Origin of the sequence: Ochrobactrum sp. BTU1, assembly GCA_018798825.1 — a bacterium.
GTDB lineage: Bacteria > Pseudomonadota > Alphaproteobacteria > Rhizobiales > Rhizobiaceae > Brucella.
Window position 1 is genome coordinate 672,111 of record CP076357.1, and the last position, 12,138, is coordinate 684,248.

The following is a 12,138-nucleotide window of genomic DNA, read 5'->3' on the forward strand; positions in this document are numbered from 1 at the left end:
CTTCCTGCCAAAAACGGGTTTTCCTCTTAAGCTCGCGTTCGTTCACACCCGGACATTTGGCGTTCAGCAGGGATTGTGATGTTCATTGGGGCCACCCCTCCTGCGATCCGCGATCACGAAAATCTCCCTTCTTGTCCATGGCCGAAAACAAATGGCCCTCGATACTCGAAAAGCGGGCGCAGCCCTCGATCACGAATTCGTTTTTGAGCTTCAACGCAAAAAACGCATTGCCGCAAAAATTATCGGATTCGTCGCCCTGCCCATCCGATTTTAATCGTGAAGTATATTACAGACGGAATGAGGAACAACGGTCCTTTCGTATGGTTAGGCGCAGGTCACACAAATTGTGGCAGTCACACCTACACAAATTGGGAAGGAACCGAAAAATGGCCCAGAACCATACACAGGGCGGAAGTCACGAACAGCACGTAAAGGCCGGTCAGCAGAGCCACAAGAATACTGACAAGCAGGCCAGTGACGCTAAAGGTCGCGACAATGATAAGCAATCCTCCTCACGTGGCGGTAGTCATGAGCAGCACGTGAAGGCGGGACAGCAGAGCCACAAAAACTCTTAACTCCCCAGGGGCAGCTTATGCTGCCCCAACCGGACACGCTTCCGGAAAGGCTAAAGCAATGTTTTGCCAGCCAAATTCAAACTATGTGTTACAAGCTGACGACCTTGTCGAGATGATACCGGCATTGCGTGCTTTCTCTCGAACCTTCTACAAAAATAAGGAGGATGCCGAGGATCTCGTTCAGGAAACCTTGATGAAAGCGATCGCAAAGAGGGAAAAATATGCTCCTTATTCACCGCTCAGGTCATGGCTTTTTACGATTATGAAGAACACGTTTTGCACACGTTTACGGGTTGAGAAGCGAGAGGCACCCGGACATGATGCCTGTGTTTCTCCGCAGTTGACGATAAGAGCGTCGCAAGAGTCTGCTCTGGAAGCAAAAGAAGTGCGGATGGCGCTAGAGGTCTTGCCGGAGAAATATCGTCGAGTTCTTATGCTTGTCGTCTTTGAAGGTAATTCTTACGACCGGACGGCCGACATCTGTTCATGCTCGGTAGGTACCGTGAAAAGTAGGTTGCACCGCGCACGTCACAAACTCCATGAGATCGTAGATGGGGTCAACTAGTCCGAGCACGTTGGAATTCCGTGAAAGTGCCAACAAAAAGCACAGTTCGCGCTTGAATTTCGTTCTAAGACATGGCCAATTGTTTGTAATGGCTCATACAATACGAGATGCAATGCATCTACTTGACGGAAAAAATGTTCTGATTTTCGAAAACGATTTCTTCTTGTCTGAAGAAGCGGAACGAAAGCTCGCTGACCTAGGTGTTATAATATCGGGTCCGTTTAACAGTCCAAGTCGGGTTTTAGACTACTTGGCCATTAATTCCGTCGACGCAGTTATCATGGATGTCACCCTTGAACCCGAAGAAGCGCTACCTGTAGTAGCCGTTTTAGATAAAAGCGGCATTCCTTTCATTTTCGCTCTCTCCAGCAATCCAAACCATGACGGTCGTCATTTTGCTGGTTTTATCTTGAGTGGAGAGGATGACGATCTTGCCGCAATTTCGACGGCTCTGTTTTGCAATCGCTCCAAGACGCACTGACGTCAATATGCTACTTTTAATTGTGTTTGATAAGACCGATTGATTGGTTTTAATCGCGTTTATTATCACTGTCATGTGCAACGCTCAGTGTGGTCGCGTTGCTCGTGGTGCAGTCGCTTGAGATTTGAACCAAAGAAGTTCAACCCGTGACTTGAATTCTCATCATCTCGCTTTGCCCAACTGCTCCAAGCGAGAAGTCGTTACTGTCTGCTATCGTACAGAAAAACAATGTCGGATCAGGGTGTTATAGATTGTCCTTCGTCAAGCAGATTCGAGGGGGCATCGTGGTGCGAAGTGCAATAGTTGTCCCAAAAGCAGGATATATGGACGGCGTAATTCAATTGAAGAACCGAATACTAAGAAGCCTTTCTCCCGACGTATTTCATGATATTTTTTCTTCCTTTGAGCCAGTCGCGCTGGAGCGCGGTCAGATAATTGTTCCTGCAAGCAAGCCGATTGATTATCTCTATTTCCTTTGCGATGGAATTGCTTCCGTCATTACCGTGTCCGCAAGCGGCCAGCTTGCTGAAGCGGGCATGGTTGGGCGCGAAGGTTTTGCACCAACATCGATCGCCGTTGGTGCAAATACGAGCCTGCACCAGGTGGTCATGCAGGTGAGCGGCACTGGACATCGAATAAGGGCGACCGATTTACGAGCCCACCTCGACAAACACAGTGTTTTAGCAAATTTACTCGCCCGTTATATTCAAAGCTTTGCTTCTCAAGTTTCCTACACAGTTTGGGCCAACGTCAATCTTCATATCCAGGAACGTCTTGCGCGGTGGTTATTAATGGCGCATGACCGAACAGATACTGATGAGATCGAGCTGACGCATGACTTTATTGCGCTGATGCTCGGCGTAAGACGTCCAAGCATCACAACCGGTATGCATACGCTTGAAGGAAAGAAGCTGGTTCGTTCAGAGCGGGGCCGGATTACAATTCGGGACAGAAAGGGACTGGAAGACTTTGCAGGCGACGCTTACGGGAAACCGGAGGAAGAATATCTTACTCTTTTCGGAACGGTGCTCTAACCGGCCGCAACGGCTTCGACGTCCAGCATGAGGCGCTGATATTCTTTTTCTGCCCATCCATACGCACCTCCAGCATACCGTTCCAAGCCCGAGCGGTCACGAATAATTATGGAGCCACGCAGCGATCTGATCAGGCCCATACCTTCCAGCACGTGCAATGATGTCGTCACACTGGGGCGTCGAACTGCTAACATTACAGAGAGAAATTCGTGGGTCAGCGCAATGTCCTGCCCTGATATTCGATCATCACACATCAAGAGCCAGCGGGCCAGGCGTTGTGTAATTTCATGGAGCGCATTGGTAACTGCCGTTGATGCGAGTTGAACCGAGAAGGCCTCAATCGCCCTTATCATTATCCGGGCAAAACTCCGGCTTTCTTCCATTAAGGCCCTGAAATCGCTGTAGCCCAGAGCATAGCCATGCCCTCCTACCTGCATAATAACCTCATAGGAACTGGTTTCCACACCGGCGACGGCCGAGGTTGGAACATATCCATCCATTCCAAAGATCCCGGCCTCGGCCCTGTCACCTTCTTGAGTGGTAACGATGACCGACCCTATACCGGCAGCCAGAAAATATACGGTATCGATTGGTTTGCCTGTCTCTGCCAACACAGTGTTTCGAGGGAGCTCGACAAAATGTGAACGTGCCCGCACCTCATCGTAATCTTTAGGGGCAAGAAGACTAAGAAGCCTGTTACTCATATTCGCTTTGGCTGGAAAGTCCATTCACGTCACCTCACGTGGTCGCTGAATAAAGCAAACCCAGTGGGACACCCTATTGTTCCAAATGTTGCAAAGACACCGATCACAATTTGTACGGTAACGGACGAAACTCCATTCCCGTGCAATTTTGATTAAGCTAGGATCCTGCCAATGTCTCATTGACTTCACAACAAGGAGATCGACTTGCCCCTTTTTAATGAAGCGAGCAGAATCTACACGCCGGAGGAGATCGAATTCTTACGCGAGTGCGTTACTCAAGCTTCAAACAAGCTTTCGGACAATGGTTATGCTTCACCGCTTTTAGCGCAGCGGGTCCTCAAGTTTTATGAAAGCGGCCTTAGGGACGCAGAACAAATCGTCGATCTGACCGTCCGAATGCACGATCGGGTTAAACAATCCCTTGAACAATATGCGGCAAACTTTGATCCCTCAGCGGACGTAGACGTTCACCGACGCGATTAAGGGGATTCACCCCAAATCCGCTTCAAGTTGGTTTCTCGCACGACACAATCTGCTTTTAATAGTACCGATTGTACATCCAGCCTGCGTTGCAGCATTTTCGTAGCTTAACCCGTTAAAGACGACCATATCGATCACGTTACGGTGGCTTTGAGTTAATTTACTGTATGCGCGCCCGACATCCTGTAAATCCATCGCAGAATCTTGCGGTGGATGGATCACAGGGCCCACTTCATCTCCAAGCGGTCGTTCTCTGCGCGCCTTTTTAAAGCGACTGCAAAAACTGTTCTTCATGATGGTAAAGAGCCAAGATTTAAGCGTCCCATACGGAGTGAACTTTTCCCGGTTCTTCAAAGCTTTGACAACTGTTTCCTGCACCAAGTCGTCAGCATCGGCTGGCTGGCGACACAAAGAGCGTGCAAACTGGTTAAGCGCGGGTAGCAAATCCATTAGCTCGCGCTCAAAATCCTTTTCCGATAACATTTTCGTCTCCCTGTCTCCTTCCCTCGCCTTAAGGTTAAGACGTTATGGCTCGTTTGGTTCCGATAAAGAGGGATTTGGTCCGACACCGTACGGTAAGACCATATCTTCGCTGCAAGCAGAATGCGGTACGGCCGCGATTGGAACGAAAGCACCAATTCAGAGTTCGGCTATCGGAAACCCACTTGTCGATTGGAACAACAAGCTTTGCGATGTCAGCCACCAGTCGAGCACGCAGCGAGGAATAGCGATGGCGCGAGACGCAGACATAATCAGAGACAATCTCCGTTTCGGAAGCGTGCACCTATGCGTTGATATGCAAAACCTATTCGGAGCAGGATCGCCGTGGAATGTACCCTGGAGCGAAGCGATCCTTCCAAAAATTGTAAGCATTTGCGAAGTTTGCGCGGAAAAAACGGTGTTCACCCGGTTTATTCCCCCTAAAAATCCCGGCATCGCAATTGGCGCATGGAAGAAATATTACGAGAAATGGGAATCCGTTACACTTGATAAGATCGACAGCAGACTGGTCGAACTGGCTGACCCTCTGCAAAGGTTTGTCGGTCGCGCGAGGGTGTTGGATAAATCCGTGTATTCCCCCTGGACGGAAGGCCACCTTCAGCGTTCGCTTTACAAACTGCGCATACGTACACTGGTTGTCACTGGTGCTGAAACCGACCTTTGCGTGCTTGCAACAGTTCTTGGTGCGGTCGATCGAGGCTATCGCGTCATTTTAGTGAAAGATGCTGTTTGCAGCAGTTCGGATAAGACACATGATGCCGCTTTATCGCTCTATCACAACCGATTGTCCGAGCAAATTACCCTGATTTCTACCGACGAGCTGCTTGATGCATGGTAAAATTACTCTGCGAGCAGCCATTTAAAACCGGCGCAGCGTCGGCTGGTCAGGGTTTGTCGGCGGTGGTGGCAGGTGCTCAGGCGCAGGCAAGTCAGGCTCTGGTTCGGGTTGCGCAGGAATATCGGGGCCCAAAGGCTCCGGCACGACGTCCGGCTCTTTCTCAGGGACTTGAGCGGGCGGAACGTCTGGAATTTCCGGCGTACCATTGATTGAAGCAAGATTGAAAGCCCGGCGAGTTGATGAATTGATCATAGGGTTTCCTTTCATTCAAACCAACTCGTGGGCAACTGGGTTGTTCCAAATCAAATATGCTCATCGACAGGCAATATATGCTTCTGCACGTCCAATGCTGCACCTAACCGCCAGTCTCTTCATTTGTAGCGTCAACAGGCTTGGATTCTGGTGACCCCTTTTCTCGTAAGTATATTGAGAGGACAACCAATACAGCGGTTAAGAGAAACTCGGACTGCCAGTTCTGAAACGACTCAAACCATAGGCCCGCATCCAAAAGATATGACCAATAGTTGCCAGCGGTCTCTCCGTGAGCGGTCGCCTCATCCACAGCTGCGCGGAAGCTTCCCGCCGTATGAAGTCCAGAACAGAGAATAAATAGTAAGAACAGCGCTATACCCAACGAATGCCGGTAGAAAAAACCCGTTCTAGAATGTTTATTTTCGGCGCTGTTGGGTTCTTCGTCGGGATCTTTTGATTCAGCTGAGCCGCGCTGGAACAGCCATGCAGTGAGGACCACATAAACCCCCATCTGTAAAAATTCACTTTCCCAATTTTCAAAAAGCGCCGACAAGAAATTGCCGCCTGTTATGAAACTTATGAGGCTGACACTTGCTTGTCTGTGCCGCAAAAGTTCTTCATTATGGTGAGCGAAGCCTGCAGCGATCATGCCAATAAGCGAGAGCAGGAAGAGAATAGCGAGAGCTATCGTTAAGCCGTTATCTCTAAAGAATGAATGCTTCGCTTTCGGCATTTGGTACTCTCCTGTGCCATTCCGCTTCGTGTCAAATGCCATCAATCCTGGATGCTCGAGTTTCTCATGCCGGGTCGTATTCGCAGACAACTCGCGGCTCTTTGCCCGTGTTGCTAAGGGGTCGTAAGTTGGCTTCATGTCAATATTTCCTCTCCATCATCGAACTCTCGGAGAGGTGACATGTTCCTTGAGCGCTGAACCGCCGGGTGGACCTGGTGCGCCATGGGAAGGTTTATCCCTGACGTTCTTGGTGTTGGTAAGCTTCACGGCTGCACATAGCTTGTTACGGAAAGCTTGAGCGACCCCTCGTTTGGATTGGTTCCGAAAAATAACGCACCACGCGAGGTGGCCTCTGACGCGACGTAATCAAATGTCGTCACGGCCTGCTCGGGGCCACCTTGACCATCAAGTTCTCCAACGACACGTACTGCAGCAGCACTCGCCTGGCTGAGATTAGTCACGGAAAAGGCCACTCTATAGCTGTCGTTAACGCGCGTGATTTCAGTTGTTTCCAGGCGAAATGAGGCTTCCTGCGGTTGGTAGCGGTAGGTTTCATAGCCGAGCCAACCCAGAAGAAGTGCGATCAGAATGCCTGAGATCGCACCTGCACACCATTCAGTCCAATGCACTTTTTCCGACTGCTCGTCATTCTTGCTGGTCTTGTTTTGGGTAGAATTCATAATGCCTCACAATATCAGTCGTGCCGAAGCCGCACCGATGGCGCCGGGAAAACTCAAGACGATGATCGTTGTTATTGATTGCGCCAATGACGCATCATCTAATCGCTCGAAGGTCCACAGCGCATAGGCACTCGTTGTAAAGGCGAGCAAATATCCTGGCAGCGTAAACCGAACAAATGAGTTCCACCATTGAGTGTTTTCCGGCCCACGATGACTACCTCGAAAATGGATGCTGTAGACGAAACCATGCATGAGAAGGATTGAGCTCAACAGAATAAGGAGTGTTTGAGCCGGCACGATCTTGTAGGCGATTAAGATCATTTCCTCGGTCGGCGCGACGTTCAGGCTCAAGAATAATGCGCCGACGGTCATCATGAAGAGCTCGTTCCAGTAGCCCTCCTCACCCTCATAATCACCTTCTTGTTTATCATCTTTTTCCGAGCGCATTCCGAGCTGGCTCCGACCGAGCAGCGCACCGATGCTCGCTGGCACTGCCTGCAAGGCAATCATTGCGATCATATGATTTAAGGTAAGATCGCTATTGATAAGACCGAACATGGCCAAGACAAGCGCACTTAGGATAATCCCAAGCGCGTAGGCGATAAATGCGTCTCGCGCCGACTGCCGCCAATTCGTAGCCCGCTCAAATCCGATCCGATAGGCCAATCCAATCAACAAAGGAATGTTCACAAAACAAAGCAACAGGATGCGGAAAGGACTAGCATAAAGGCCCAATTCCCACATTTCCATGGTCATAAGCATGGGCAATGCAAATAAGAGCGCACCGGCCAGTCCGCGCGCAAGACCTGTATAGAAGTCTGGATGCATTTCTAACGGCTTAACCTTCACATTATTTCCCCTTCATGGGTGCTAAGGAACAATTTGAATTTTAAACATTGCTTCTCCAATCTTGTTCCACTCACTGCGCACGAGCATTTACGCCTTCATTCATTTGCTCGCCTGCGAAGGCTCCGAGAAACATTTTTTGGGAACCTAGTTCGATCTGGGGAGTTCGGTAAGGGTAGATTTAAAATCACTGGAGAAAACTGATGAAAATCAAGATCTTAGCGCTTGCTTGCGCATGCTTTGTTGCGCCGTCAATTGGCTTCGCCCAAGACACTGGGACAACTTCTCCCGAGACTCCAGCGGTTGCAACCCCTGAGAACAACAATCCCGATGCGCCTGTGAAGGGAGCGAATAGTTTTACAGAGGATCAGGCAAAGTCCCGGATTGAAGAAGCGGGTTACAGTGATGTGACAGCTTTGAAGCTACGAGAAGACGGTGTCTGGGAAGCTTCAGCCATGAAGGGGACTGAAAAGACCGAAGTTCAACTCGATTATCAAGGCAATGTCACCAAGAAGGCGATGTAACGGCCTCGGACATTTTTATGACCAATCAAACTTTCTAAGTATCTCACAAGGGAGACGATAATGAGAACTGTAACAGGACTTTTTGATAGCTATGAAGCAGCAAAAGACGCGGTCGCTCGTCTTGAAAGCGCTGGGATTCCGTCGGATGATATTTCCATTGTTTCTCACCATCGCGACAGCGAAAGCAACGCAGGTTCCGGCGCAGGCGTCGGTGCCGGTTTGGGCGCAGCGGTCGGCGGAGCCGGTGGTTTGCTAACTGGTCTCGGCATCATGGCCATCCCTGGCGTTGGTCCCGTTGTTGCAGCAGGTTGGCTCGCCGCCACCTTGACCGGTGCCGTGGGTGGCGCAGTTGTTGGCGGCGTTGCTGGTGGATTGATCGGGGCTCTTACCGAAAGCGGTGTTTCTGAAGAAGACGCCCATGTCTACGCTGAAAGCGTACGTCGTGGCGGTTCTCTCGTGACAGCCCGTGTTCCCGACGAGCGGGTTGCAGAAGCCGATGCTATTCTCGCCGGTACAAACCGTGTGGACATTGGCACGCGTCGCAAACTTTATGCCGATGAGGGCTGGCAGAGCTTCGATGCCGACGCTGATCCTTATACGGACGAAGAAATTGAACGCGAGCGCAGTCGTTATCTCTAAAATTTAAGCGAAGAGCGGGTGAAAGCCCGCTTTTCTCATTTTGGAAGAAATGTATCAATTTCTGTTTCTTCCCCTTCAAGGAGGAAAGTTATGAATAAGATCCCGAAGCTGCAGGACCCTCGTGGCTTGTATCCGTCACCGCCGTTTCCGCAGCAGCGACAAACAATGCCAGGCGTTGCAGAAAAGATGCAACCCGAACCAGATCATGGGGAAACGTCCTATAAGGGCAATGGGCGCCTTGAAGGGCGGCGTGCGCTTATCACTGGTGGAGATTCTGGAATTGGGCGCGCTGCTGCGATAGCATTCGCCCGTGAAGGTGCTGATGTGGCAATTTCCTACCTGCCGGAGGAAGCGGAAGACGCAGAGACCGTGCTCGCGCTGATTTCTGCTGAAGGGCGTAAAGCTATAGCACTTCCTGGAAATATTATGGACGAGACCTGGTGCCGTGAAATGGTCGAAAAGGCTGCCAGCGAACTAGGCGGGCTTGATATCGTTGTGATAAATGCCGGCCGTCAGCAGTTCCGCGAAGATATCTCGGAACTCACTACAGATGATTTTGATAAGACTATGAAGACCAATCTCTATGCTCTGCATTGGATAGCACAGACGGCAGAACCCCATTTGCCGCCAGGTGCATCGGTCATAACCACGGCTTCGATACAGGCATATCAACCCTCTGAAATTCTGCTGGATTATGCGACCACAAAAGCAGGCATCGTTGCTTACACCAAAGCGCTATCCAAGCAGTTCATCAAGAAGGGGGTGCGGGTAAATGCGGTGGCGCCTGGACCTGTGTGGACGGTACTTCAGCCTTCTGGTGGGCAGCCTGACGAAAAGGTAGAAAATTTTGGCGCCAATAGCGATTTTGGCAGACCCGGACAACCGGTGGAACTGGCTCCTATTTACGTCTTTCTGGCTTCCAGCGAAGCAAGTTTCATAAATGGTGAGGTTTATGGAGCCACCGGTGGCAAGGGCATTGGTTAGCCAGCACTGTCCCCGCGGTCGTCATTGAAATGAGTCTGAGTTAAGGATGCTGGCGGCGGCGTAATTGCCGTCGCCATGTGGATACCGATCACGCTAACCATCTGGCTTGGTGCCTGTAGAGAAGCACAGTGGGCGCGTTCTGTATCGTTTTGGTCAATCCGTCGAGCGCCCTTGCGGATATCGTCGCCTGTCGACGACAAACACCGGAAAGTGTTTGCCCGGCCCAACGATCGTTGGGCATGCAGCTCCCTTAAAAGGATCGCTTCCGTACTCGCCACCTCAGCCGAGTTCATACTGTCAGTCTCAATCGAGCTGACAGTATGTAAGGACAGGCGAGACACCCTATCCGTTCGGACTGATCACAACCTTCACACAGCCATTTTCTTTATCCCGAAACCGTTTATAAGCATTTGGCCCTTCTTCGATCGTCACCCGATCAGTGATGAGAAAGGTGGGGTCAATCTTGCCATCCGCAATAAGCTGCATCAGCGGTGCAAGATAACGCTGAACGTGTGTCTGACCAGTCTTCATCGTCAACCCTTTTCCGACGAAGGGGCCGAGTGCTATCGGAACAGCAGGACCGATAAAAACCCCGGGTAAAAATACGGTACCACCCGGCCGACAAGCAAGCAAAGCTTGGTTAAGAGCATAGGGCCGTTCCAACGAAGTGAACTTGGACTGCATCGTTTCAAGTGCCCCACCCGATCCGTGGCTTTCCATACCCACCGCTTCAATGACTGCATCTGGCCCCGCTCCATCCGTCATCTCTACGATTTTCTGCTGCAGATCTTCGTCGGTATAGTCGAGAACGTCTGCTCCCGAAATTCCGGCCAGTTCCAATCGCTCAGGGACAGTGTCGATAGCAATTACTCTGCCAGCGCCTAAGAGAAATGCGGACTTGATTGCAAACAATCCCACCGGGCCGCATCCGAATACGGCGACAGTCTGTCCAGGTTTGATATCGCAATTTTCTGCAGCCATATAACCGGTGGGAAAGATATCGGATAGAAAAAGGACCTGCTCATCAGAGAGACCATCGGGGACCACGATTGGTCCAACATCAGCGAAGGGAACCCTGAGATATTGCGCTTGTCCTCCCGGGTAGCGGCCATACATTTCAGAATAACCAAAAAGACCAGCGGTCGGATAACCGATCTGTTTAGCCTGTTGGGTTGCGGCAGGATTTGATCGTTCGCAAAGAGAGAATAGGCTCTGGCGGCACATTCTGCACTCCCCGCAAGATATCGTAAAGGGAACAACGACCCGATCCCCTATTTTGAGGCGGCTATTTCCACGGCCGACCTCCACTACCTCTCCCATGGTTTCGTGCCCCATGACATCACCCGCATGCATACCAGGTACAAATCCTCCATAAAGATGGAGGTCAGAACCGCAAATTGCGCAACTCGTTACCTTAATGATTGCGTCGCGATCATCCTGGATAAACGGATCATCGACTGTTTCGCAGCGAATATCACCTGTACCGTGCCATGTGAGAGCTTTCATTGTCAGTTTCCTTTTTGATTAAGTTTTGTTCCCCTGTGACGCACATGCAGTAATGGACGCATCATTCCGGTATGCGGCTCCCCCCAACTCACCGCCGGACCAACTGTTCCCTGCGGACCAATGACTAAAATCTTTGAAACTAAATGGCGTTGGGGGAACATGACGCGGCCATCGGGGTTTGATGTACACCAGCCGTCATTGCATTTACCAAGGAGAAAAATCATGCCCTATCGAGATTGGAATGGCTTTAGCAAGTGGGGAGAAAAACCTGATCCAGGGGTCGCCGTTTCGCCATCGTCTGATCTGTTTTTGTTTGCGTTAATGCCCGCCGAAGGTGCGCAGTTTCAAGATCGCGCTGATGTCGCTGGAGGTGCATTAGTGGTGGCTCGCTCCGCAGCAGATGCGCGACTGGTGGCCGCCGAGAGTGAATACTTACAGGAAAATAGCGTAATACCTGAAGCTGGGATCACTCATAGTTCGGCATTTCGAGATGAGAAGCTTTATCATGTTCAGCAAGTCGACGGCAATCCAGTGGAAGGCGAACGAGCGGTGGTGGCTTCTGAATTCAAAGGCGACGACCGTTGGCGCACCTTTGAAGATTAATGTGTCAGCCCGCGAAATGAAAAATCAGGCACAAGATTCTGGCGTTCCCGATATAGGCGCGAAAATGCCCCTAAAGCCAAGGAGTAACTTGTTGTTCTTACGCCAGGGAATTGAGAGAGACCGAGGTATAAAACCACAGGACCGTTGAATGGGGTTGGCCTCAGGCTTTCTCTCACGCTTGCGTTCAATCTCT

The 12,138-nt window shown here is 50.7% G+C and carries 17 protein-coding genes; 10 read left to right on the top strand and 7 right to left on the bottom strand.

Annotated elements, in window-relative coordinates:
* Positions 1-386 precede the first annotated feature (386 nt).
* The 4 genes from KMS41_26610 (at position 387) to KMS41_26625 (ending at position 2,655) form a co-directional block, all read left to right on the top strand.
* Positions 387-575 carry a hypothetical protein gene (locus KMS41_26610; protein QWK81384.1) on the top strand — a complete coding sequence of 63 codons (189 nt, stop codon included), beginning with the start codon at positions 387-389 and terminating at the stop codon, positions 573-575.
* A 58-nt stretch (positions 576-633) separates the two neighbouring features.
* Positions 634-1,140: a sigma-70 family RNA polymerase sigma factor gene (locus tag KMS41_26615; GenBank protein ID QWK81385.1), complete on the top strand. Its 507-nt coding sequence runs from the start codon at positions 634-636 to the stop codon at positions 1,138-1,140.
* A 52-nt stretch (positions 1,141-1,192) separates the two neighbouring features.
* A complete protein-coding gene (locus KMS41_26620; protein ID QWK81880.1) occupies positions 1,193-1,621 on the top strand; it encodes a transcriptional regulator in 429 nt (142 codons plus the stop codon).
* A 323-nt stretch (positions 1,622-1,944) separates the two neighbouring features.
* Positions 1,945-2,655, top strand: a complete 711-nt coding sequence (locus KMS41_26625) for a Crp/Fnr family transcriptional regulator (GenBank protein QWK81881.1) — start codon at positions 1,945-1,947, stop codon at positions 2,653-2,655.
* Here the strand turns inward: KMS41_26625 and KMS41_26630 are convergent.
* The gene (locus tag KMS41_26630) at positions 2,652-3,383 is read right to left on the bottom strand and encodes a Crp/Fnr family transcriptional regulator (protein ID QWK81386.1); all 732 of its coding nucleotides are present in this window, start codon (positions 3,381-3,383) and stop codon (positions 2,652-2,654) included. The genes KMS41_26625 and KMS41_26630 overlap by 4 nt on opposite strands.
* 180 nt (positions 3,384-3,563) lie before the next feature.
* Between KMS41_26630 and KMS41_26635 the strand changes: the two genes are divergently transcribed.
* A complete protein-coding gene (locus KMS41_26635) occupies positions 3,564-3,842 on the top strand; it encodes a hypothetical protein (protein ID QWK81387.1) in 279 nt (92 codons plus the stop codon).
* A gap of 6 nt (positions 3,843-3,848) precedes the next feature.
* Here the strand turns inward: KMS41_26635 and KMS41_26640 are convergent, their stop codons facing one another.
* Positions 3,849-4,322 carry a sigma-70 family RNA polymerase sigma factor gene (locus tag KMS41_26640; protein ID QWK81388.1) on the bottom strand — a complete coding sequence of 158 codons (474 nt, stop codon included), beginning with the start codon at positions 4,320-4,322 and terminating at the stop codon, positions 3,849-3,851.
* A gap of 247 nt (positions 4,323-4,569) precedes the next feature.
* Between KMS41_26640 and KMS41_26645 the strand changes: the two genes are divergently transcribed.
* Positions 4,570-5,178, top strand: coding sequence for a cysteine hydrolase (locus KMS41_26645; GenBank protein ID QWK81389.1), 609 nt, complete (start codon positions 4,570-4,572; stop codon positions 5,176-5,178).
* A gap of 21 nt (positions 5,179-5,199) precedes the next feature.
* Here KMS41_26645 and KMS41_26650 read toward each other — a convergent pair whose 3' ends face one another.
* The 4 genes from KMS41_26650 to KMS41_26665 all read right to left on the bottom strand — a co-directional run bounded on the left by KMS41_26650 (position 5,200) and on the right by KMS41_26665 (position 7,671).
* Complete coding sequence (locus KMS41_26650) at positions 5,200-5,430, bottom strand: hypothetical protein (GenBank protein ID QWK81390.1); 231 nt, start codon at positions 5,428-5,430, stop codon at positions 5,200-5,202.
* A gap of 103 nt (positions 5,431-5,533) precedes the next feature.
* Entirely contained in the window at positions 5,534-6,163 is a 630-nt protein-coding gene (locus tag KMS41_26655) for a hypothetical protein (GenBank protein QWK81882.1), read from the bottom strand.
* 263 nt (positions 6,164-6,426) lie between these two features.
* Positions 6,427-6,843: a TIGR02588 family protein gene (locus tag KMS41_26660; protein ID QWK81391.1), complete on the bottom strand. Its 417-nt coding sequence runs from the start codon at positions 6,841-6,843 to the stop codon at positions 6,427-6,429.
* A 6-nt stretch (positions 6,844-6,849) separates the two neighbouring features.
* Entirely contained in the window at positions 6,850-7,671 is an 822-nt protein-coding gene (locus KMS41_26665; GenBank protein ID QWK81883.1) for a TIGR02587 family membrane protein, read from the bottom strand.
* 221 nt (positions 7,672-7,892) lie between these two features.
* Between KMS41_26665 and KMS41_26670 the strand changes: the two genes are divergently transcribed.
* From KMS41_26670 to KMS41_26680, 3 genes are all read left to right on the top strand, one after another.
* Complete coding sequence (locus KMS41_26670) at positions 7,893-8,213, top strand: PepSY domain-containing protein (protein QWK81392.1); 321 nt, start codon at positions 7,893-7,895, stop codon at positions 8,211-8,213.
* 60 nt (positions 8,214-8,273) lie between these two features.
* A complete protein-coding gene (locus KMS41_26675; GenBank protein ID QWK81393.1) occupies positions 8,274-8,852 on the top strand; it encodes a general stress protein in 579 nt (192 codons plus the stop codon).
* Positions 8,853-8,951: 99 nt separating this feature from the next.
* On the top strand, positions 8,952-9,836 hold the full coding sequence (locus KMS41_26680) for an SDR family oxidoreductase (GenBank protein QWK81884.1): 885 nt from the start codon (positions 8,952-8,954) through the stop codon (positions 9,834-9,836).
* Positions 9,837-10,178: 342 nt separating this feature from the next.
* On the opposite strand, the gene KMS41_26685 is transcribed toward KMS41_26680, so the two are convergent.
* Entirely contained in the window at positions 10,179-11,342 is a 1,164-nt protein-coding gene (locus KMS41_26685) for a glutathione-dependent formaldehyde dehydrogenase (protein QWK81394.1), read from the bottom strand.
* A gap of 222 nt (positions 11,343-11,564) precedes the next feature.
* Between KMS41_26685 and KMS41_26690 the strand changes: the two genes are divergently transcribed.
* The gene (locus tag KMS41_26690; GenBank protein QWK81395.1) at positions 11,565-11,945 is read left to right on the top strand and encodes a hypothetical protein; all 381 of its coding nucleotides are present in this window, start codon (positions 11,565-11,567) and stop codon (positions 11,943-11,945) included.
* Positions 11,946-12,138: the final 193 nt, after the last annotated feature.